This window comes from Streptomyces sp. NPDC001480, from assembly GCF_042894725.1.
Classification (GTDB): domain Bacteria; phylum Actinomycetota; class Actinomycetes; order Streptomycetales; family Streptomycetaceae; genus Streptomyces.
The window spans coordinates 342883-363934 of record NZ_JBIAVX010000006.1 but is presented as its reverse complement, the minus strand read 5'-3'; the positions used below and the strand labels follow the sequence as shown (position 1 = coordinate 363934).

Annotated in this window: 18 protein-coding genes and 2 pseudogenes; 5 read left to right on the top strand and 15 right to left on the bottom strand. The window is 71.9% G+C overall.

Annotation, left to right across the window (positions count from 1 at the left end):
- Positions 1–220: 220 nt before the first annotated feature.
- The 5 genes from ACFY01_RS17205 to ACFY01_RS17185 all read right to left on the bottom strand — a co-directional run bounded on the left by ACFY01_RS17205 (position 221) and on the right by ACFY01_RS17185 (position 6141).
- Complete coding sequence (locus ACFY01_RS17205; RefSeq protein ID WP_390736520.1) at positions 221–1405, bottom strand: ROK family transcriptional regulator; 1185 nt, start codon at positions 1403–1405, stop codon at positions 221–223.
- Between the two features lie 179 nt (positions 1406–1584).
- Positions 1585–2985 (bottom strand): NtaA/DmoA family FMN-dependent monooxygenase, encoded by a 1401-nt coding sequence (locus tag ACFY01_RS17200; RefSeq protein WP_390736519.1) that lies wholly within the window; start codon positions 2983–2985, stop codon positions 1585–1587.
- On the bottom strand, positions 2982–4091 hold the full coding sequence (locus tag ACFY01_RS17195) for an LLM class flavin-dependent oxidoreductase (RefSeq protein WP_390736518.1): 1110 nt from the start codon (positions 4089–4091) through the stop codon (positions 2982–2984). The genes ACFY01_RS17200 and ACFY01_RS17195 overlap by 4 nt, the downstream gene beginning before the upstream one ends.
- A gap of 222 nt (positions 4092–4313) precedes the next feature.
- Positions 4314–5138 (bottom strand): DUF1684 domain-containing protein, encoded by an 825-nt coding sequence (locus ACFY01_RS17190; protein ID WP_390736517.1) that lies wholly within the window; start codon positions 5136–5138, stop codon positions 4314–4316.
- A gap of 79 nt (positions 5139–5217) precedes the next feature.
- A complete protein-coding gene (locus ACFY01_RS17185; protein WP_390736516.1) occupies positions 5218–6141 on the bottom strand; it encodes an LLM class F420-dependent oxidoreductase in 924 nt (307 codons plus the stop codon).
- A 207-nt stretch (positions 6142–6348) separates the two neighbouring features.
- Between ACFY01_RS17185 and ACFY01_RS17180 the strand changes: the two are divergent.
- The 3 genes and pseudogenes from ACFY01_RS17180 to ACFY01_RS17170 form a co-directional block, all read left to right on the top strand.
- A pseudogene (locus ACFY01_RS17180) lies at positions 6349–6396 on the top strand (hypothetical protein); the annotation flags it as partial.
- 136 nt (positions 6397–6532) lie between these two features.
- A pseudogene (locus ACFY01_RS17175) lies at positions 6533–6964 on the top strand (carboxylesterase family protein); the annotation flags it as partial.
- Between the two features lie 222 nt (positions 6965–7186).
- Positions 7187–7711 carry an AAA family ATPase gene (locus tag ACFY01_RS17170; RefSeq protein ID WP_390736698.1) on the top strand — a complete coding sequence of 175 codons (525 nt, stop codon included), beginning with the start codon at positions 7187–7189 and terminating at the stop codon, positions 7709–7711.
- Between the two features lie 21 nt (positions 7712–7732).
- Here ACFY01_RS17170 and ACFY01_RS17165 read toward each other — a convergent pair whose 3' ends face one another.
- The 3 genes from ACFY01_RS17165 to ACFY01_RS17155 form a co-directional block, all read right to left on the bottom strand.
- Complete coding sequence (locus tag ACFY01_RS17165) at positions 7733–7909, bottom strand: inositol monophosphatase family protein (RefSeq protein ID WP_390736515.1); 177 nt, start codon at positions 7907–7909, stop codon at positions 7733–7735.
- A gap of 165 nt (positions 7910–8074) precedes the next feature.
- Entirely contained in the window at positions 8075–9310 is a 1236-nt protein-coding gene (locus ACFY01_RS17160; protein WP_390736514.1) for a GNAT family N-acetyltransferase, read from the bottom strand.
- Between the two features lie 328 nt (positions 9311–9638).
- A complete protein-coding gene (locus ACFY01_RS17155; protein ID WP_390736513.1) occupies positions 9639–10625 on the bottom strand; it encodes an Ig-like domain-containing protein in 987 nt (328 codons plus the stop codon).
- A gap of 497 nt (positions 10626–11122) precedes the next feature.
- Here ACFY01_RS17155 and ACFY01_RS17150 point away from each other — a divergent pair, with 497 nt between their 5' ends.
- Together ACFY01_RS17150 and ACFY01_RS17145 are read left to right on the top strand one after the other, a co-directional pair.
- On the top strand, positions 11123–12343 hold the full coding sequence (locus ACFY01_RS17150) for an esterase/lipase family protein (protein ID WP_390736512.1): 1221 nt from the start codon (positions 11123–11125) through the stop codon (positions 12341–12343).
- A 302-nt stretch (positions 12344–12645) separates the two neighbouring features.
- Entirely contained in the window at positions 12646–13329 is a 684-nt protein-coding gene (locus tag ACFY01_RS17145) for a phosphatase PAP2 family protein (RefSeq protein ID WP_390736511.1), read from the top strand.
- A gap of 17 nt (positions 13330–13346) precedes the next feature.
- On the opposite strand, the gene ACFY01_RS17140 is transcribed toward ACFY01_RS17145, so the two are convergent.
- From ACFY01_RS17140 to ACFY01_RS17110, 7 genes are read right to left on the bottom strand one after another with little or no spacing between them, the layout of a single operon-like run.
- Complete coding sequence (locus tag ACFY01_RS17140; protein ID WP_390736510.1) at positions 13347–14681, bottom strand: glutamate-1-semialdehyde 2,1-aminomutase; 1335 nt, start codon at positions 14679–14681, stop codon at positions 13347–13349.
- 7 nt (positions 14682–14688) lie between these two features.
- Positions 14689–15240 (bottom strand): dTDP-4-dehydrorhamnose 3,5-epimerase family protein, encoded by a 552-nt coding sequence (locus tag ACFY01_RS17135; protein WP_390736509.1) that lies wholly within the window; start codon positions 15238–15240, stop codon positions 14689–14691.
- A complete protein-coding gene (locus tag ACFY01_RS17130) occupies positions 15237–16481 on the bottom strand; it encodes a polysaccharide pyruvyl transferase family protein (protein ID WP_390736508.1) in 1245 nt (414 codons plus the stop codon). The genes ACFY01_RS17135 and ACFY01_RS17130 overlap by 4 nt, the downstream gene beginning before the upstream one ends.
- A complete protein-coding gene (locus tag ACFY01_RS17125) occupies positions 16478–17425 on the bottom strand; it encodes a glycosyltransferase family 2 protein (protein ID WP_390736507.1) in 948 nt (315 codons plus the stop codon). Before ACFY01_RS17125 ends, ACFY01_RS17130 begins: the two co-directional genes overlap by 4 nt.
- Entirely contained in the window at positions 17422–18732 is a 1311-nt protein-coding gene (locus ACFY01_RS17120; protein ID WP_390736506.1) for a hypothetical protein, read from the bottom strand. The genes ACFY01_RS17125 and ACFY01_RS17120 overlap by 4 nt, the downstream gene beginning before the upstream one ends.
- A gap of 5 nt (positions 18733–18737) precedes the next feature.
- Positions 18738–19991 (bottom strand): DUF4910 domain-containing protein, encoded by a 1254-nt coding sequence (locus ACFY01_RS17115; protein WP_390736697.1) that lies wholly within the window; start codon positions 19989–19991, stop codon positions 18738–18740.
- A 32-nt stretch (positions 19992–20023) separates the two neighbouring features.
- A complete protein-coding gene (locus ACFY01_RS17110) occupies positions 20024–21049 on the bottom strand; it encodes an NAD-dependent epimerase/dehydratase family protein (protein ID WP_390736505.1) in 1026 nt (341 codons plus the stop codon).
- Positions 21050–21052 lie beyond the last annotated feature (3 nt).

Genomic DNA, 21052 nt, shown 5'->3' with positions numbered 1-21052 from the left:
GCGGTGCGGTCACGAAGACGCGCCTCGGCGGAGTGCCGGTCAGCGGGCGCGACAGCCGAGTCCGGCGAAGTGGTGCGCGCGGAAGGCGTCCACGGGGTGCCGGTCCGCGGCTGCCCGGATCGTCGCCTTGCGCTGCGCGTCCATGGGAGGAGTGTGCTGCGCGCGCGACCGGGCGCACAAGTTTTTGTAGCCGCACGGAAGAAACTCCGCCTCGTTCCACTCACCGGGCGCTGCCGGTCGTGCGCAGCCCCAGCGGGTCCTGGTAGACGGCGTTGAGCACGGGCGCGACGGACGCCATCGAGAGCGTGTCCGTGCCGAAGGAGCCGGCTCGCACCAGATGACCGGCGCCCCCCAGTTCGGACCTCAACTCCGCCAGCAGCTCGGGCAGATGAAGGGTGACGGCCTCGGTCAGGACCAGCACGTCCGGACTGATCACGTCCAGCATCGGCCGTACCGCGCCTGCCACCATCCGGAGTCTGGAGCGGCACAGTTCCACAGCGCGTTCATCCCCCTTCCGAGCGGCCCGTAGCAGCAGGCGCAGGTCGGCGTGGGCGGTGATGCCTGCGGCGACGGCCCGCTCCGCGACGGTGCGATCGGCCACGCTGACCTGGAGACAACCGGTGCGACCGCACGGGCACGGCGTGACCGACCCCGGAACGGGCAGGTGGGCGACGCCGCCGGCGCCGTGTCCACGACCCTGGAGCAGGTCGCCGCCCGTGGCGATCGCCGCGTCCACGGCGTTGCCCACGGAGAGGTGCACCAGATCGCCGCCGCCGACCGTGCCGAACAGCAGTTCCGCACGGGCCAACGCCCGGGCGTGGCTCTCCACGTGAACAGGCAGTCGGACAACCGGTTGCAGCAGACGCCGCAGCGGGACGTCACGCCAGCCGAGCGCGGCGTTCTCGACCAGGACCCCCGCGTCCGGATCCACCCGGCCGCCGGTGACCACGCCGAGTCCGAGCACCGAGCACCCCTTCGTGTAGCGGCGCAGGAAGCCCGGCAGCCGTACGGCGAGATCGTGGAGCACCGCGCCGGGCTCCGACTGCCTGGGCACACGCTCACGAGCGATGACGCGCCCGCGTAGATCGGTGAGCGAGAACGTGAGCCGTGGCACGGCGAGGTGCACGCCAGCCACGACGTGGTGCGACGTGTCGATGTCGAGCGGGATGCGGGGGCGTCCCGGCCGGGGCCGCTGCTCGGGCCGCGGCGGTTGCCAGACCAGTCCCAGCGCGAGCAGTTCGGCCGTGTGCCGGGAAACGGCAGCCGCGCTCAGCCCCGTTCGCCGGATGATCGCGGTACGAGCCAGTGGCCCCCGGTGCAGTACGGCACGCAGCACGGCGGCCGCACCGTCGAGGCGGTCGGGAACGGGACGCCGGCCCGGCGTCGCGATGAGCGCTGGCAGCATCAGTGATCCCCTGTCCGGAGTCGGCCGCATGGCGGCGTGGTGCCTTCCCGGCTCGACCCCCTGGGCCGGTCGCTGTGTTCAGCCGGTCCGTCCAGCGGCTCGCCCCAGCCGTGCCACGCTGGTCGGGGCGTCGGCGCGGTGCCCTGTCCGGCCGGCTGGGAGAGCGGGACGTTCGGCGGTCAGCTCGCCTGCCGTCGGTCGGGCGCCGACCGGTGGGTGAGGGGTGCGCGCAGGCCGAGGTGCTCGCGCAGCGTGGAGCCGGTGTACTCGGTGCGGTACACGCCGCGCTCCTGAAGTTCCGGGACGAGGAGGTCGACGATGTCGTCGAGGCCGTCGGGGATCAGGTACGGCGTGACGTTGAAGCCGTCGATCGCGCCGTGCCGCACGAAGTGAGCGAACTTGTCGGCCAGGCCGGACGGAGTGCCGACGTGACCGCGCTGTGGGCCGAGCGCGATGACCGTCTCGCGCAGCGACCAGCCGTGGGCCTCCGCCTTCGCCCGCCATTCGGCCACGACCGCACGCGGGTCGGCGATACGCCGGGCACCGAAGGAGCCGTCGTTCTCGGTGACGACCGGATCCTCCTCGGGCAGCGGACCGTCGGCGTCGCGGTCGGACAGGTCGATGCCCCACAGCAGCCCGGCGACCCCCAACGCCGTGGCCGGCGTGACCTGTTGCAGCCGTATCCAGCGCTTCTTCTCCAGCGCCTCCTCCTCGGTGGCGGCGAGGATGATCTCCGTACCGGGCAGGATCCGCAGGTCGTCGTCGGGCCGTCCGACCGCGCGCAGCCGGAGCCGGATGTCGTCGGCGAAGGCCAGCGCGTCGTCGAAGTCGTTGCCGTGCGCGGAGAAGATGACGTCGGCGTTCCGGGCGGCGAAGTCGCGTCCCTCACCGGAGTCCCCGGCCTGGAAGACGACGGGATGACCCTGAGCGCTGCGGGGCAGGGTCGGGGTGAGGTCGACGTCGAACTGCGCTCCACGATGGCGGACTTGGTGTACGGCACCGGGCGCCGACCAGCTGGGGGCGCTCACGGAGCCGGCGACGGCACCCTCCTCCCAGCCGTCCCACAACGCGCGGGCCACGGTGAGGAACTCCTCGGCGCGCCGGTAGCGGTCGGCGTGGTCGAGGTAGCCGCCGCGGCGGAAGTTCGCACCGGTCCAGGCGTTGTCCGTGGTCACCACGTTCCAGCCGGCGCGGCCCTCGGAGAGCAGGTCGAGTCCGGACAGGCGCCGGGCGAGATCGGCCGGCTCGTTGAACGTGGAGTTGGAGGTGCTGACCAGGCCGATCCGGCGGGTGACGGCGGCCAGCGCGGCGAGCTGGGTGATGGCGTCCGGACGTCCGGCCACGTCGAGATCGTGGATCTTGCCGTCGACCTCGCGCAGCCGGAGTCCCTCACCGAGGAAGAACGCGTCGAACAGCCCGCGTTCGGCTGTCTGAGCGACCCGGCGGAAGGAGGCGGGATCGATCTGGGAGCCGCTCTCGGGGGCGGACCAGATGGTCCAGTGGTTGACACCTTGGAAGAACACGCCGAGGTGGAGCTGGGCGTGCGGCCGGGGGACGTCGAGGGGATCGGTGCGGGTCATCGGGCTTCCTCCTGGACGGCCGCGGCGGCGAAGCGGTTGGCGGGGCGCTGGAGCCCCAGGGTCGAGCGCAGGGACGTGCCGGGCAGCGGGCGGGCGGCGAGGCCCTGCTCGACGAGGGCGGGCAGGACGAGGCGGGACAGGACGGGCAGGTCCTCGTCCAGCACCAGCGGATGCAGCCGTACACCGTCCACGGTCCCGCTCAACTCGGTCAGCCACGCGACGAGTTGCTCGGCGGAGCCGATGTGCCGCAGCCTTCCCCGGTCGGTCCACGGCGCGTACCGTTCCAGGTCGGCGACGCGTTCCGCGGCCGTGGCACTTGGCGTGTCCAGCGCCACCTCGACCTCGGCGAAGACGCGGGGTGTGCCGGCGGCAGTGGCGGAGGCGGCGGAGGCTGCCACCGCGGTGAGGTCCCGGCCCTCGACGAGGGCGACGTCGAGCCGCGCGGGGGGAACCCTGTCCGGCCGGCCGAGGACGACGAGTTGTCCCTGGGGCGGGCGCGGCACGATCGCCGGACCCTTGACGGCGTAGGTCTCCCCGGTGAAGTCGATGTAGTGGAGCCGTTCGCGGTCGAGGTAACGGCTGGTCGCCACGGACCGGATGACCGCATCGTCCTCCCACGAGTCCCACAGCGCACGCACCACCTCCACGCCGTCGCGGGACTCCTGGGCTCGTGCGGCCGCACCGGCGACCAGGGGCCGCCCCCAGACCCGGGCCGCCTCGGGACGCTCCTCCTCCGTCACCACCCATCCGGCGCGGCCGGCGGAGATGTGGTCCAGGGACGCCAGCTGACTGGAGATGTGGAAGGGTTCGGCGTAGGTGACCGGTACGACAGGGGCGACCCCGATGGTGCTGGTGGACGCGGCGACGAAGGCCGCCCGCTCCACCGCGCCGATGCGGCCCACAGGATCCGGTGCGGCTCCGGGCGGCAGCACGCCGTCTTCCAGGGTGATCAGAGTGAAGCCCGCGTTCTCGGCCACGGTGGCGACCCGGGCCACGCGGCGCGGGGTGAGCAACTGGTCGGGGGCGTGGGCGGCACGGCGCCAGGCCGCGGGATGGGAGCCGTCGCCGTCGACCTCGACGGCGAGATGCAGGGCGGGTCCGGACATGGTCGTTCCTTCCGAGAACACGAGGAATCGCGGCCGCAGGGCCACGACGAGACGGCCGGCGGGACGGGGCCGGCGGAGATCAGACGTGTGCGGAAGGACAGACCGCGGACGAGGTGCGGCAGTAGTCGACGTGCCGCCGGATGATCAGCCGCGCACCGGTGCGCGCACCGTGCGGCGCCGCACCGGGTGCGCGCATCGAGAGCATCGGTACAGCGGTTTTCATCAGGACCCGCCGCGCTCGCGGGGAATCTTCTGACCCGCCTCGATCGCCACCGGCAGCCGGTTCTCGGCCGGTGGCAGCGGGCAGGTGGCCAGGTCCGTGTAGGCGCACGGCAGGTTCGCGGCGCGGTTGAAGTCCAGGACGACCGAGCCGTCGGCGCCGGGCGGCTCCAGGGCCAGGACCCGGTTGGCGGCGTAGGTGGTGACACCGGACGTCGCGTCGGTGAAGAGGACCATCAGCCGGCCCGCACCATGGCCGGGGAACGCGGTCAGGGACAGCTGACGCCCGTCCAGCTCGAACTCGATCCGGCCCGGAGCGTCGTACACGTGCTCAAGGCCCTCGACCGCGGCGCCCACTGTGGTCGGCCGTGGTGTGTCGAAGGGGACGTACCGGCCTGTCACGACCCACCGCGGATCGGGGGCGTAGGCGGGTGTTCCGGTGAACGCGGTGCGCAGCGGCGCGTCCGGGTGCCGGGGGCGCACGATGTCGTTGCCGCCGCGCTTGGCGACCTCGATGACGGCGTCTCCCCAGACCGCGTCGACGCCGCCACGCTCGGGAAGCACGCCGAAACGGTGCTCACCCCGCACCGGCGTTCCGTCGACGACCAGTTCCTCGCCGTCGTCGAGGGTGACGACGACCCCGTCGCGGCCGGTGTGCCACGCGCCGGGCGCGTCGGGGAAGCGCTGCGGCCGGTCGTCGAGCCAGTGCAGGCCGGTGATCGCCAGGAACCCGTGTGGGTCGGCGAGCCGGGCCTCATGGGTGCGGGACCAGTCCAACCAGTTCTCGGTGAAGGCCTGGAGGTCCGAAGTGGTGACCTCGGCGGTCATGCGTTCTCCTTCGTTCCGCGAGGCTCGGCCTCGCACAGGGTGCAGGACATCCGTCGGGCCGGCGGCCCGACGGGAGCTCTCAGCCGGCCAGCCGTCCGAGGAGGGCCCAGGTGCGTCGGCGGTCCGCCTCTCCGGCGATCTCGGTGGCCGAGAACACGACCTCGGTGGCGCCGGCGTCGCGGTAACGCCGTACCTCCGCTTCGACCGCCTTCTCGTCGCCGATCACGGCCACGTCGGCTGCGCGTCGGCCGCCGGAGAGCTCGATGACCCGCGCGTAGGACGGGATCTGCTCGTAGAACGCGAGGCTTTCGACGGCCTTCGCCCGCACCGAATCCACGTCGTCCGTGACCACACCCGGCACCAGGGCCACGACCCTGGGCGCGGGACGGCCGGCCGCCTCGGCCGCGGCGGTCAGAGCGGGAACGATGTGTTCCGCCAGGGCGCGCGGCCCCGCCAGATAGGGCAGGATCCCGTCCGCCAGCTCGCCGCTGACCCGCAGCGCCTGCGGCCCCATGGCGGCGACCAGCACGGGGACACCGCTCTCGGCGCCCGGCACGCGCGCGGGGACCGGCGTGCTCGCGGTGAGCAGCTCACCGTGAAAGTCGGCTGTGCCGGTCTGCGTCAACTGCCGCAGCGCCGTGAGGAATTCACGCAGGCGGGCGATGGGGCGTTCGAAGGGCAGGCCGAAGCCGGTCTCCGTCAGCAGTTTCGTGCCCAGGGCCAGACCGAGGTGGTAGCGGCCGTGCGTCGCGGCCTGAGCGGTCTGGGCCTGGCTGGAGACGAGCAGCGGATGGCGGCCGAAGATCGGGATCGCGGAGGTGCCCACATGAAGTCCGGGTACCTCGCGCCCGACGATGGCCGCGAGCTGGGGCGAATCCGCGCCGAAGGTCTGGCCGAACCAAGCCGACCGTAGACCGGCGGCCGCGGCCTCCTGGGCAAGCCGCACGGTGGCGTCGACCTGATTCCGCGCGTCGGACGCGTTGAGCGCTACTCCAACAGTCATGCCAGTAGGAACGGGCGTCGGCCGAACCCGCATTCCGATCCGCGTGTGACAGCTTCTTGTCAGTCATGTGTACAGGAGCCGTACCTCCCTGCCTGACGCGGTGCACGTCATCATGGACGGAAAGGGCCGCCCGGCCGCTCCTGCGAACGCTGTTGATGGGATGCCGTTGATGACGATCCGGGTCGTGGCGACCCGCACAACCTCACCCTGGCCGGCGAGTCCGCGGGCGGCTTCAGCGTATGCGCGCAGCTCGCCTCCCCGACCGCCGCCGGCCTGTTCGACCGCGCCGTCATCGAGAGCGGACCGTGCACCGGCCGCGCCGACCGTCCCTTCGCCCCGTCCGCTCACCGCCCAGGACCCCGCGCAGCAGCCCGCCTACGCCACCGGCCTCCTGCCTCGCGACCCGAACACCGCGCTCGCCCGAGGCGCCGTGCACCATGTACCCGTCCTCATCGGCTCCAACCCCGACGAGGGCAACGGCTGGGCCGCCGCCGTCATCCAGGCCGGCACCCGCATCACGCCCGCCAACTGGCCCCGGGCGGTGGCCGACTTCCTCCCCGACCCCGTACAGGCCCCCGCCGTCGCCCGCACCTACCCGGTCACCGGAACGAACGGCGGCCCGGTCCTCGGCGCGGCCATCGGAGACTCCAACCACTCCTGCCCCGCCCTGCGAACCGGCACGCTCCTCGCGGCCCATGTCCCGTTCTGGCACCACGAGTTCGCCGACGAACACGCCCCGCCGCTCATCCCCGCCCCCACCCCGTTCCCGCTCGGCGCCCCGCACGCCAGCGAACTGACCTACCTCTTCGACCTCGGCGGCCGTCTCCGCGCCATGGCCCCAGCCCAGCACCGCCTCGCCGACACCGTGATCGACTACTGGAGCGGCCCGCACCGGCAACCCCAACACACCGAACACTCCTACCTGGACGCCCGGTTCCGTCCAATCCCCGGCCCCCGACCGCACCGGCCCCACGAACACGACCGCCGCCGCCCACCACTGCACCCTGTGGAACACCCTGCGCCGCTCTTCGTGAATGATGTGGGTGTGACCACGTTGTTCCTGATGGTCGGCCTGCCGGGGGCTGGTAAGACCACGATGGCTCGGCAACTCGCCAAGAAACACACGGCGTTGAGGCTGACACCTGATGAGTGGATGATTCCGCTGTTCGGTGAGTCGGAGGCGGACGGAAAGCGCGACGTACTGGAGGGACGGCTGCTCTCGCTCGCGCTGGACGCTCTGAAACTGGGGACCAGCGTGATCGTGGATTTCGGATGCTGGTCTCGTGACGAGCGTTCTGCGATTCGCTGGCTGGTGGAGTCGGCGGGCGCGTCCTGTCAGCTCGTGTATGTGCCGGTGGACTCCGAGATCCAGCGCGCTCGGATCGCCCACCGCCAGTCCACGACTCCGAATCAGACCTTCCCGATCAGCGAAACGGACCTGTCGCGCTGGAGAACGCTGTTCGAGGAACCCGACGCCCTGGAGCTCGATGGGGGTGAGATCGGGCGGCCGCCCGCTGGGTGGGCTGGGTGGCTGGAGTGGGCTGCAGATCGGTGGCCGACGCTCGCGTGAAGGACAGCGACACCTTTCATGTCACTGCGCTGACCTGGCGATGTCGAGGAGCTGACGGTGGAGCCCAGGCCGGGCGAACAACGCGGCCCCGGTGTCGATGCGTTGCCGGCCGGAGAGGTCGCTGAAGACACCACCGGCCTCTTCGACGAGCGGGATCAGCGCCGCGATGTCCCACGGACGCGCTTCACCGGCCGACACGTAGTCACCATCGTGTGCGGCAGCAACGTCGACGTGGACGCCTACCGTCGCTGGGTCGGCACGACTGTCGTCAACATGTCTTGATCCCGGACACGGACACGGACACGGACACGGACACGGACACGGCCGCGTCCGTATCCGCTTCTGCGACGTCGGGGCGCGCGGTCAGAACCAGTGCAGGCAGTGCGGGGAGCGTTCGGCGCGGAAGAGGGCGTCAGCGAGGGCGGCCGCGCCCGGGCGATGGGCCCGGATGTGTCCGGCGCGCACGAGCGTGCTCGGGGCGGTGCCGCCGAGGTAGATCGAGCCCAGGTCGCTCACGTCCAGGGACAGGTCGGGCTCCCGGTCCGTCGGGACGCAGTCGGCCTTGCCGTCCCGGACGGTCAGCAGATAGCGGCCGTGCTCGCCGAGGAACGGGTCGTCGACGTCGAGGACGAGCTCGCCGTCCATGAACCAGCCGCGCGCGGTCAGCGCACGCGGGACGTCCAGCAGCCGCACCCAGAGCCAGTCGGTGTCGCCGCTCACCTGGCCGGCGCGGAAGTCCGTGAGCTGCCAGCGCAGGGGGTGCTGGGGCGGGAAGTGCTTGAAGACGACCTGAGTGACCAGGTCGTGTCCGAGTACGAACCGGGCCAGGGCCGTGAAGACGGCGTCGTCGATGGCGATGGTCTCGTCGACCGTCAGCGTCTCGGAATCCCCCAACGAATAGCTGGCATACCCGTCGGGGACGCCGTCGGCGTCACGGTGGACGGCGATGTAGCGCGGCGCCGAGGAGACCGGCGGCTGCCCCGCGCCCAAGGTCCACCAGCGATGCGGCCGGGAGAGCGCGCCGGGCTGTGCGCGGCGGTACCGGTCGTAGACCTCCTCCAGGATGTCGCCGCACTGGGCACGTCGCAGCACCTCGACCGTGCCGGTGTCCGAGCCGGTCGCTGGGGCGTCGGCTGTTCCGTACGCACGGGGGAGGGCGAGGGCGGCCTGGTGGCGCGGCACCGTCAGCCGTTGCGTGTAGGTCGCCGGTCCGTAGCCGAACCTGCGGTAGATCAGGGCCTCGGAGGCCAGCAGTACGGAGAGGGACTCCCCTCGGGCCCGCAGCTCGGTGAGCTGATGGCGCATCATCGCGCTGAGGATGCCCTGGCGTCGGTGCGAGGGCAGGACGCCGACGACGGTCACCCCGCTGGCCGGCACGAGGATCTCACCGGGCAGGGTGAGCTCGAAGGAGTACGCACCGGCGGTGCCGACCGGCCGCCCGTCCTCCGTCACGGCGAGCAGGTTGCGGTCCATTTCGAGCGCCGACCACCAGACTCCTCCGCCGTCCTCGCCCGGGGTTTCCGGGAAGCGTCCGAACGCGGCATGGAGCGTGTCGACGAAGACGTCGAGGTCCTGGTCGGTCGTGGAACGGATCCGCATTGCTGCCGCTGCCTCCCCGGGATACCAGCACCACGACTCGTGGTGTCCCCGACACGATGCAGCGTTGACCCGGGGCAGGGTCAAGTGAATTACGGCCGGTGACGCAGACCGTGGGTGTCACGGTGCGGATGAGCAGGCCGTCGCGTTCGAGGTCCCGTAGTGGGCGGGCGGCCTGCCGCCCCCGCGGCCGCGGGGCAACCCGCGGCCTTGCTGGTTCTCAGGGACGGCGATCACCGAGGTCCGTGAAGAGGGGCGCGTCTCCGACTCGTCCGGCGGTGGCTTCGCGGGCGATGTCATCGCGTGCCGAGCGGCGCCGCGCCGCAGCGCATCACAGCGTCGCGGTCGTCCCCTCCCCGGACGCGCTGCCCGCGAGCCACTGGTCCCATTCGAGGTTGAAGTCGGCGTAGCCGTTGTCGGGCGAGGCCTTGGCGCGGGACGAGCCGGTGATGGTGACGGGGTCGCCCTGCTTGACCTGGCCGTAGAACCACTTGGCGTCCGACATGGACAGATGGACGCAGCCGTGCGAGCCGCGGGCGCTGCCGCTGCCCGGATTGGGGTCGCCGGTCGAGTAGTGCACGTACGTGCCGGACTGGGTCAGGTGGACGTCCCAGGGCAGCGTCAGGTCGTAGTAGTTGGGGCTGCCCTTGTCACAGCTGATGCCGACGCTGCAGGAGGTCATGTGGACCTTCTCCTCCTTGTCGATGACGGCCATGGTGCCGTTCCACGTCGGGTACTGGGGGCTGCCCGCGTTGATGGACAGGGTGCGCACCACCGCGCCGTTCCGGGTCACCTTCATGGTGTGGCCGGTCACCGAGACATCCGCGCGCACGTCGTCGCCGACCGTGAAGCTGTGGGTGTAGTTGTGCACGCCGTAGCGTCCGTTGCCGTTGTTGACGCCCTTCATGTCGGCGTCGATCTTCACCTTGGTGCCGGACGGCCAGTACGTCTTCGGTCGCCAGTCGGCGCGCCTGTCGCCGAACCAGTGCCAGGCGCCGGCCACCGGCTTGGAGGCGGTCACCTTCATGTGCTTCTCCACCGTGGCCCGTGCCTTTGCCGCCACCGGGTTCGTGAAGACCACCGAGATCGGCATGGCCACGCCGACCGTGGTTCCCGTCTGCGGGGTGATCGTCTCGAGCAGCATCGGCGGGCCCGCGGGCTTGGTCGGCTTGGGAGAGGCGCTCGCGCTCGGCTTGCCCGACGCCTTCGCGTCGTCACCGCTCGCCTTGTCACTGCCGCCCCCGCCGCAGGCACTCGCGCCCACCAGCATGGCACCCGTGACGAGTGCGATCCCTATGCTGCCCTTGCGCCGTCCCACGACCTGCCCCGTTCTCTCGCGCTTCGGCCCTGACGGGCCCGACTCCCTGTCAGACGGTGCGGGGGCGGGATGCAGTTGCATGCGTTGCGTAAAACGTGTCTCAAAACTCGATGTGGGCCCCGGCGGCGCCCCCTCGGCCACCACCGCGAGCGGCCGGTGACGATGGGGATGGACCTGGTCAGGTTCGCCGCGCCGCTGACGGTCCCCACCGCCTACGCGCTCGGCAGGCTCGGTCTCGGTGCCCCGGGCCGGCACGCGCTTCAAGCCCACGACGCAGCCGCTGCCCAGCGGGGCGTCCTCCGGTGGCCCGGATGAACTGGGTGGCGCCGACGACCAGTGCCGCCGGGCCGCATCCGTACGAGGGACTCAGCGAGCGGCGTACGGAGAGGCGCCGGAGAGTGTGCTGAAGATGGTGGTGATCTTCGCACTGTCCGCAGCCATCCAGCCCGGGTCCGCCGGGCTGCTGCGCCCTGCGCGGATCCGGAAGGAGACCGGCTGTGTCCGAACAGCAGGACGAGAAGGCCGAGAAGAGCGTCGGCGCGTTCACGCTCTCCACCCCCTTGAGTTCCACGCCCCCGGCCCAGCTGCCCTACCAGGTGCCGGAGCCGGACGAGGAGTGGCCACTGCCGAACGGTTTCGCCCACGTATTCTACGGCGAAGGCAACCAGGGCATCACCCGGCCGGTGATCATGGCCGACGGCTTCAACCTCGGCAGGAGCGACCTGAAGTGGCTCTACGCCGGCCTCGACGGCGACTACCCCTTCCTGAGCGAGCTGCGCCGCCGCGGCCGTGACGTCATCCTGCTCGGATTCGAGGAGCGCAGCGCCTCCGTCCTCGACAACGCCGAGGCCGCGACCGCGTGCATCATGCGGACCGTGGCCGAGCAGCTCGGAGACGCCGGGCTGACGGTGGGCGGCTTCAGCATGGGCGGCCTGATCACCCGCTACGCCCTCGCCCGCATGGAGACGCAGCGGATGGACCACCGCACCCGCGTGTACTTCTCCTACGACACTCCGCACCGCGGCGCCGTCATCCCTGTCGGCGTCCAGGCGTTCGCCCACTTCATCCCGGTCGCCAACGACTTCGCCCGGCAGATGAACAGCCCGGCCGCCCGGCAGATGCTCTGGCGGCACTACGACCCCAGCAGCGGCGAGATCGGGATCGCACCGGAGCGCACGGAGTTCCTGGAGCGGCTGGAGCGGGTCGGCAACTGGCCGCGCATCCCCCGCATCCTCGCGCTCGCCAACGGCCGCGGCGACGGCACCGGCCTGTCCGTCGCGCCCGGCGAGACCGCGCTGAAGGTCGAGCGGATCTACCCCGGCTCCACCTTCTTCACCCAGGCCCAGGGCAGAGACGTCATCGTCGCCGAGCTGAAGCGCAGGTTCCCCAAGGCCGAGAAGACGATCAAGACCTCCGGCTTCCCGGAACTCGACGGCGCGCCCGGCGGCAGCCTCCGCTCCTACGGGATCCTCGCCGACACGCTGAAGAAGTTCGGCGCCCAGGTCGACCTGCGGCACGAGAGCGTCTGCTTCGTGCCCTCGGTCAGCGCCGTCTCGATCCGCGACATCGACGTACAGAAGGACCTGTACGCGAACATCGACGGACTCGACCCGTCGGAGAGCGACGTCGACGACTACATCTGCTCCTCCACCACGACGGACCACACTGCCGTCACCGAGGAGCTGTGCCACTGGCTGCTCGACCGCTTGCCCGACTGACCCGCCGCACGCCCGGCGCACGCGCACCGCAGAGCAGGCCGCCGTCGGCGCGCGCCTGCCCACGCGGGCGCGGGCGTCGGGCACAGCACGGGTGAGGTTCCTGAAGCCAAGACAACGGCCGCTGTGCCAGAGTGGGCGATGGACAGGTCGGCGAGTTCGGGGCCGCACGGGCTGACGGCTCCCGCACGGGCCGAGTCGGGCACGACGGGGGGCACGCTGGTGGGGAGTTGGTGCCGGCAGAAGTCGCAGGTCATTCGGTGGCGCGGTCGCCGGGCCGGGCATCGGCAGGACACGGTGGGCGTGTGACCGGCCGGCCGGCGCCCGCGGTGCTGCCCTCGTCGCTGCGCGTGTGGCTCGGGCCGGTCGTGGCCCTCGCCGCGCTGGTGGTGGTCGTGCTCGGGGTTCTGTACGCGGGCCACAGCCGGCCCGGCAGGGTGGACGCGCGGATCGGGGCGGCGGTGGACGGGGTGGGGCCTCCGTGGCGGCACGTGGCTCTGGCCTTGGACTTCCTGGGGGAGCCCGGGGGAGCGGCGCCGCTGCTCCTGGCCATCGTGACGGGCTGTCTGCTGCTCCGGCTTCCTCGCGCGGCGATGCTCGTCGTCGCCGGTGCCGCCATGACCGTGGGGACGGCGACGCTGCTCAAGCACCTGGTGGGACGCACCATCCACGGCGACGGCAACCTGTCCTATCCGAGCGGGCACACCGCCTTCTTCACCGCACTCGCCCTCATCGCGGCGCTGCTCGCGACGGGGCGGCTCGGCCTCGGCAGGACGGCCGGCACGTCACTCGTGCTCACCGCGGCGCTGGTCGCCGGTGCCGCCATGGGCTGGGCGCAGGTCGCCCTGGGCGCGCACTACCCGACCGACGTCCTCGGCGGCTGGTGCACCGCGCTGGCGGTGATACCGGCGACCGCGCGGCTGGTCGACCGGACGGCCGACCGGCTGCTCGATCGGACGGCCCACGCCGGTCGGCGGGAGCGTCGCTGACCTCACCTCACGTCACCTCACGCCAAGCGGCGGAACACGGGCTTCACCGGTTGTCCGGCCAGCCAGGGGGCGGGATCGGCGGCGTCCAGTGCCTTCCGGTACACCGCACATGCCTGGGCGACCACGTCGATGGTGTGATCGATGTCGGCGTCGCCGAGCGCGCTGCTCACCACGAACGACGGGGCCAGCACCCCGCCCGCGAGGAGCCGGCGCAGGAACAGGGTGCGGTACTGCTGCGACGGCTGAAGGTTCTCGTCGAGGGTGGCGAAGACCAGGTTGCTGGCCCGGCCCCGGACGACGACGTGGTCGCCGACGCCCATGGCGGCCGCGGCCTCGCGGACACCGGCGGCCAGCCGCTCGCCGAGGGTGTGCAGCCGCGCGGTGACGCCCTCTTCGACGTAGGTGGTGAGCACGGCCATCGCGGCCGCCAGGGAGTGCGTTTCCGCACCGTGCGTGGTGGACAGCAGGAACACCCGGTCGCCGGAGTGCCGCAGCCCGCCCAGTTCCATCAGATCGCGGCGCCCGGCCAGTGCGGAGACGGCGAACCCGTTGCCCAGCGCCTTGCCGAACGTGGAGAGGTCGGGGACGACGCCGTACAGGCCCTGAGCGCCCGCCTCCGACCAGCGGAAGCCGGTGATCATCTCATCGAAGATCAGTACGCAGCCGTGCCGGTCGGCCAGCTCGCGCAGACCGGCGAGGTACCCGGGCGGCGGCTCGGTGTGGGTGGCGGGTTCCAGGATCAGGCAGGCGATCTCGTCCGGGTGGCGGGTGAGCAGCTCCTCCGTGGCGGCCAGGTCCCCGTAGGGGAAGGACACGGTGAGCTCGGTGGTCCCCGCCGGGATGCCGGCGGACATCGGTGTGGTGCCGATGAACCAGTCGTCGACGGAGAAGAACGGATGGTCGGCGCAGATGGCCACCCGCGGGCGCCCGGTGGCGGCGCGGGCGAGGCGCACCGCGGCGGTGGTGGCGTCGGAGCCGTTCTTCGCGAACTTCACCATCTCGGCGGTCGGCACCGTGGCCAGGAAGCGTTCCGCGGCCTCGACTTCGACGATGGACGGGCGGACGAAGTTGCTGCCGCGGTCGAGTTCCCTCCGCACCGCCTCGATCACGCCTGGGTGGGCGTGGCCGAGGCTGACCGACCGCAGGCCGGAGCCGTACTCGATGTAGCGGTTGCCGTCGAGGTCCCACACGTGGGCGCCGCGGCCGTGGCTGATGACCGGGGCCAGGTTCTCGGGGTACTGGTCGTCGCCCTTGGCGTAGGTGTGCGCGCCCCCTGGGATCAGAGCGTGCAGCCGCTCGTTGGCCTGCCGCGAGCGGGGCAGGAGCAACCCCTCGGTGTCTTGGGTGTGCACGCCGACCTCATCTTTCTTGGTGCTTCAGGACCTCGGCGAGGCTCGGCGCCTCCCGGTCCCGTTGGGACATCGACGTGACCGGCAGTGGCCAGGGAATGGCGAGTTCCGGGTCGTCGAAGGCGATGGTCACGTCCTCGGACGGATCGTGCTGACGGTCAATACGGTAAGAGGTGTCCGCGATTTCGGTAAGAGCCTGGAAGCCGTGCGCGCATCCCGCCGGGATGTACACGGTCTTCTGCGTCTCGCCGGACAGCTCGAAGAAGGCCCGGCCCAGGTACGTCGGCGAGTCCGGCCGCAGGTCCACGACCACGTCGAAGATCCTCCCGTACGAGCACCGCACCAGCTTGGCCTCGCCGGCGCCGGAGCGCAGGTGCAGGCCGCGCAGCACGCCCCGGACCGAGCGGGACACGCTGTCCTGGACGAACGCGTGCGGGTCGAGGCCCACCGAGCGGACCACGTCGGCGTCGAAGGTGCGGCAGAAGAAGCCGCGCTCGTCGGCGTACGGCGTCGCCTCGAACAGGTAAGCGCCGGCGATGTCCGGGACTTCGGTCGCTTTCATGGAGCCTTCCGCAGGGCATGGGCGTGGGCATGGGCGTGGTCGTTCGCCGGGAAGAGAGTCGTGGTCAAGGCGCTGAACTGGTGGGCGAGTTGCTGTGCGGCGGTCCGGTTTCGCTCGGTGAGGGTCTGGCGCAGCTCCGGCGCGTGCTTCTCCAGGTCCCGGAACTGTTCGAGCAGCCGGTCGGCGTCGACCTCGCGTGCCGGGTGGCAGTACGCGCCGAGGCCCATCCGCTCCATGAGCGCGTCGCTCTTCGCCGCGTAGCAGAGGGCGAGCACGGGCGTTCCGGTCTTCAGCGCGCAGATCAGGTTGTGGTAGCGGACGGCCACCACGGTGTCGGCGGCCGCCATCTCGTTCATCAGGTCGGCCAGTGAGGCCGGTTCGGCCGCGGTGACCAGCGGTGAGTCGACCGCTTCGAGGATCGCGGCGACCACCGACGCGTCGCACTGGTCGCCGGTGAGGAGCCGGACCGGCCTGCCCTCCTCGACGAGCGCGCGGACGAACCGGATGGTCCCGTCGAGGTAGCGCCGGTGGATCTCCTCGGCCCGGGCGCGGTCGTCGTTGCCGCCGTGGAAGTCCATGACGCCGAGGCAGACGGGACCCGGCGAGCCGGTGGGCGCGCTCACCGGTGGTGTCGGCAGGGAGAACGCGAGGTCCGGGTAGACCTCGTCGCGCGTGGTGTCCACGCCCATCGCCCGCATCGCGTCGCGGGACTGGGCGTCCCGGTACGACCGGTACGCGGCCAGCCGCGCCGACCAGCGAACCAGGGCCCGGGTCGGCCGGTTGCCGATCTCGGCGGCGCCGACGCTGACCAGCGCGACCCGGGTGCGCAGCAGGCGGCCGCTCGCGCAGAGCAGGAACAGCGAGTACGGGAAGCCCCACGGCCGCAGCGGCAACGTGGCCTCAAGGACGCCCATGCCCGGCACGATCACCACGTCGTGCCGGCGCACCCAGGCGGCGGTGCGGAAGACGTCGACGAGTTTGCCGAGTCCCTTCGACACGATCGCGCCCGCACGGGACGCGGTCCGGTACTCCGCGCGGTTCCAGTGCAGCCGCGTCGCGGGGATCCCGAACTTGGCCGTCACCGCCTCGGGTCCGCCGCACAGCGCGTCCACGACCGCCTCCGGGTGCTCGGCGCCGAGGTACCCGAGGACAGCCTCGAGTGACCCGTCGTTGCCGAGGTTGCCCGAGCCGAGCAGGCCGAACACCCCGACACGCACCGGAGTTTCGTCCGCTGACGTCATGCCTGCCTCCCCTCACGTCCGGCGACGAGGGCGTCGACGGAGACGGTCAGCTTGGCCGGGTCGACCGGGGCGCGGTCCTCGACCCGCTCACCGGCGCCCGGCCGGACCCGGCTGGTCATCCACGCGGCCAGGTGGCCGTAGCAGGCGCGCCGGTCGGCCGCGGACAACGGGGCCCGCCGAATCGCCGAGGCGAAGCCCCAGACGTACTCGGCGAGCAGCCGGGGCGTCGGGTGCAGCAGGCCCGCCCGGCGCGGGTCCAGGTTGACGCACCGGGAGCGCTTGGACGGGTTCGCCCGCTCGGCGCGGGTGGGGTGGTCGCGGCGGAAGTACAGGAGTTCGGGCACCTGGTGGAAGCGCCCGTGCAGGGCGATCTCGGCGACGAACGTGCGGTCCGCGTGGTGGTAGCTGTCCATCGGCTTCACCCGGCGCAGCGCGTCGGCCCGGATCACTCCGTAGAAGTCGTCACCGCCGGGCTCGAACAGCATGCTGCGGAAGCGCTCCGGCGGGTGCGGTGAGCCGGTCGCAAGGGTGTACTCGTAGGGGACCTTCACCTGGCCGTCGCCGTCGATGACCGCCTGGTCGGCGTGCGCGAGGATCACGTCCGGCCGCTCGTCCAGCGCCTCGACGCAGCGGCGCAGCAGGTCCCGGGCGTAGAGGTCGTCGTGCGAGGCCCACTTGAACAGCTCGCCGCGGCACTGGGTGAACACGTAGTTGTGGTTCGGCGTGGCGCCGACGTTCCGGGGCAGCCGGAGGTACCGGATGCGCGAGTCCTGCGCGGCGTACTTGCGGCAGATGTCCTCGGTCCCGTCGGTCGAGGCGTTGTCGGAGACGACCAGCTCGAAGTCCTCGTAGGTCTGGCCGAGCAGGGCGTCGAGCGACTCGGCCAGGTACTCCTCGCCGTTGTACACGGGCAGGCCGATGCTCAGCCTCGGTCGGTCGGTCATGAGGTCCTCACTTCGGGTACGGAGTTGTGGTGGCGCTCGCGCAGGGCGGACCGCAGTTGCAGCCACCACACGGCCGAGCCGCTGACGGTCGCGGCGGCGGCGCCCCAGGCCGAGCCGACCGTGCCGGCCGCGACCGCCCCGCCGAGCCCGCCGCCGACATAGCAGGCGGAGGCGAACAGCTGGCAGCGCAGGCTGCGCCGGGCCGCGCCGAGCGCGCGCAGCCCGGCCGCCGCGCCGGTGCCGAGGCCCGCGCCCGCGACGCCGAGGGTGATCGCCACGATCAGCTGTGAGGCGGAAGGCCAGACGCTGCCGAGCGCGAGTTCGCCGAGCCGGTCCGGCATCAGCAGCAGCGCCGAGCCCCAGAGCAGCGCGGCGGCGGCCTGCCCGCCGCCCAGCAGGAGGCAGAACCTGCCGAGGCGGTGCGGGGCCTGGCGCAGCACGCGTGCCGCCTCCGGGACGGTGACCAGCGACAGGCCCATCAGCACAGCGAGAAACGGGCCCATCAGGAGCTCGGCGCCCCGCACCGCACCCACCGCGCCGACCCCGACGATCGCGCCGAGCCCGTACGCCCGCAGCTGGCTCGCGCCGCTGAGGCAGGTGTTCTCGACCAGGTACCGGTAGCCGAGATCGCGCTGCTCGCGTAGCCACCCGCGTGCCCCGGTCACCCGGGGCCGGATGCCGGACTGGATGTAGCCGTACCCCGCCGCCACCGTGGCGGACGCGCCCCAGGCGAGCACGAAAGCGGCCACGCTGCCCACGCGGGCCGCCACGATCATGGCCGGGACGAGCGCGACGCCCCAGACGACGTCGTTGACGAACGCCTTCCGCCCGTTGCCGGCGGCGAAGAACGAGAACCGCCAGGCGTCCTGCAGAAGCAGCCCCGGCAGCATGACGCCGAGGCAGGCGAACGCGGGCCCCAGACGGCCGCCGAGGGCCGGCCCGACCACCAGACACGCGACGCCGATGGCCGCGCCCACGCCGACTGCGGTACCCGACGACCGGGCCACCGCCCCGCGCCAGGACGCTTCCGGCACGCCGCTGAAGCGCACCACGAGCGGATCGGTGGCCAGCCCGCGGGAGATGTTGAGCACCACGCCGTACGTCACCCAGGCCAGGCTGAACACGCCGAACGCGGTCACCCCCAGCGAGCGGGCCACGTAGACGCCCACCGCGAAGTTGGACACGCTGGAGGCCGCCTGGTCGGCCAGCCCCCACGACAGCCGGCCGACGAGGCCACGCTTGGCGGCCCACCGGGTGTCCGCGGCCCGGTCCGCCGGTGTCGTCGTCTTCTCCTCCTCGGTGGTCATCGGCGTCACGCCTTGATCAGCCCGGCGCCGTGCAGGGCGCCGGCCGCGTCGGCGACGGTGTCGAACGGCAGCCCGGACCGCTCGGCGACGTCCAGCAGACTGTGCTCGCCGTCGGAGAGGTTGAGCACCCAGAGCATGGCCATCTGGGCCTGCTTGGTGTCGCTGCGGCCGCCGAGCGCGTCGTACAACCCCCGTCGGCCCAGCTGCGGTTCGCCGTAGGGGCTGAGGTTGAGGTACCGCCGGTTGCGGTCGAGGACGTCGAACGCCTCGCGGCAGACGGAGAGGGTGTCCGCCATCGCCTCGGGGGAGACGAAGTCCAGGTTGTCCGCCGAGGTGTGGTACTCGGGATAGCCCGCGTACGGGGTCCGGGTGAGCGAGCCCACGCCCAGATTGAACCCGGGCGAGCAGAACTGCCGCTCGTCGTAGCCGTACGGAGTGAACTCGGCGACCCGGTGCGGGCGTTCGGAAGCGGCCAGCACATGCCGCATCACCCGGTCGATCTCCGCGTCACCGCGCCTGCTCTGCTTGTACGTCAACTGGCCCGGATCCCCGGCGCAGGCCAGTACGAGCCCGTGCTTGACCCGGTTCACCCGCTCGGCGTTGCGGGCCAGCCAGGTGATGGCCCCGATGGTGCCGGGCGCGAAGACGAACCGGTAGGTGTGGTACGGGTTCTGCTCCGCCAGCGCCCGGGCCAGGAACGTCGCCACCGCGATGCCGGCCAGGTTGTCGTTGGCCAGCGACGGGTGGCACACGTGGCAGGAGACGATCACCTCGTCGGAGACCTGCCCGGGGACCACGTGCTCGGCGTAGGTGAGGTGACCGTCGGCGAGCGTGGAGTCGACGCACACCTCGTACTCGCCGTCCGGCAGCGCGTCCAGGGTCTCCTGGGCCAGGCAGAATCCCCAGTCCGGCTTGTAGTAACTCGTGCGGTACGGCACCCAGGACGGGTGGTCCGGCAGGGTGTGCAGGTGCGCGCGCAGCTCGGACAGGGGCATGGTCCGCGACACCGGCACGCTGTAGCCGAGCACGTGCAGACTGGACGCGGCGAAGTCGACGACCCGGTTGCCGGCGGTGTCGGCGATGTACGCGTCCCGGATGTTCCACTCCTGCGGCACCGTCCAGTCGAGCACCTGCGTCCCGGTCGGCACCTCGTGCACGTGCAGCGGGATGTACTCGCCGACGATGTCCAGGGTGGCGCGCACACCGTCGCCGGTGATGCTCCGGCACAGCGGGTACAGCCGCTCCACCAGGGCGTACATCTCCTCGCCGGCACCTCCCTTTACACGCGTGGTCACCGGCGCCACCGCAGGGTGTCGTCGACGGCGCCGGCGTCGGACGCCGCGCGCAGTACGGCCAGGCGGGTGAAGCGCTGCCGGAAGTCCTCCTGGGTCAGCCCGTGTGTGCGGTAGGCGTCGGCGAGTTCGAGCGCGCCCTGCTTCACCGTCCATTCGCACTCGAAGCCGGGGATCGCCGCGCGGAACCGGGAGAAGTCCACCCGGTACGACCGCGGGTCGGCACCGGTCTCCCCGGTGATCACCACCTCGGAGCCGGGCACCGCCTCGGCGACCTGCTCGGCGATCTCGGCGACCGTGACGTTGTTGGTCTCGCTGCCGATGTTGAACGCCCGGTCGTGCACCGCCTCGCGCGGCGCGGTGAGCGCGGCCGTGAAGGCCCGTGCGATGTCGACGGCGTGCACCAGCGGGCGCCAGGGCGTGCCGTCGGACATCACCAGCACCTCGCCGGACAGCAGCGCGTGGCCCACCAGGTTGTTCAGCACGATGTCGGCACGCAGCCGGGGTGAGTAGCCGAAGGCGGTGGCGTTGCGCATGAACACGGGGGTGAAGTCGCCGTCGGCCAGCTCGTGCAGGTCGTCCTCCACCCGCACCTTGGACTCCGCGTACGGCGTCACCGGGCGCAGCGGGGCCTCCTCGCCGACCAGGTCCTCGCCGCCGGCGGCACCGTAGACCGAGCAGGTCGACGCGTACAGGAAGCGCCCCACTCCGGCGTCGCGGGCCAGTCGGGCGAGGCGGACGGACGCGTGGTGGTTGATGTCGTAGGTCAGTTCCGGCGCCAGCGATCCCAGCGGGTCGTTGGAGAGCGCGGCCAGGTGGATCACGGCGTCGACGCCGGCCACGTGCTCGGCCGTGACGTCGCGCAGGTCCACCCGGTGCCCCTGCGGGTCGGCGGGCGCCGGGCCCAGCACGCAGTCGGCGAACAGGCCGGCGTCGAGGCCGACGACCTCGTGCCCGGCGGCGGCGAGGACCGGGGCCATGACGGTTCCCAGGTATCCCTGGTGTCCGGTGAGCAGTACGCGCATGGT

Bases quoted from the DNA above. Each gene is read 5' to 3' on its own strand.
- ACFY01_RS17130 (WP_390736508.1), bottom strand. From the start codon at position 16,481: ATGACGTCAGCGGACGAAACTCCGGTGCGTGTCGGGGTGTTCGGCCTG.
- ACFY01_RS17160 (WP_390736514.1), bottom strand. From the start codon at position 9,310: ATGCGGATCCGTTCCACGACCGACCAGGACCTCGACGTCTTCGTCGAC.
- ACFY01_RS17120 (WP_390736506.1), bottom strand. From the start codon at position 18,732: ATGACCACCGAGGAGGAGAAGACGACGACACCGGCGGACCGGGCCGCG.
- ACFY01_RS17205 (WP_390736520.1), bottom strand. From the start codon at position 1,405: ATGCTGCCAGCGCTCATCGCGACGCCGGGCCGGCGTCCCGTTCCCGAC.
- ACFY01_RS17200 (WP_390736519.1), bottom strand. From the start codon at position 2,985: ATGACCCGCACCGATCCCCTCGACGTCCCCCGGCCGCACGCCCAGCTC.
- ACFY01_RS17185 (WP_390736516.1), bottom strand. From the start codon at position 6,141: ATGACTGTTGGAGTAGCGCTCAACGCGTCCGACGCGCGGAATCAGGTC.
- ACFY01_RS17135 (WP_390736509.1), bottom strand. From the start codon at position 15,240: ATGAAAGCGACCGAAGTCCCGGACATCGCCGGCGCTTACCTGTTCGAG.
- ACFY01_RS17195 (WP_390736518.1), bottom strand. From the start codon at position 4,091: ATGTCCGGACCCGCCCTGCATCTCGCCGTCGAGGTCGACGGCGACGGC.
- ACFY01_RS17115 (WP_390736697.1), bottom strand. From the start codon at position 19,991: ATGTACGCCCTGGTGGAGCGGCTGTACCCGCTGTGCCGGAGCATCACC.
- ACFY01_RS17125 (WP_390736507.1), bottom strand. From the start codon at position 17,425: ATGACCGACCGACCGAGGCTGAGCATCGGCCTGCCCGTGTACAACGGC.
- ACFY01_RS17110 (WP_390736505.1), bottom strand. From the start codon at position 21,049: ATGCGCGTACTGCTCACCGGACACCAGGGATACCTGGGAACCGTCATG.
- ACFY01_RS17190 (WP_390736517.1), bottom strand. From the start codon at position 5,138: ATGACCGCCGAGGTCACCACTTCGGACCTCCAGGCCTTCACCGAGAAC.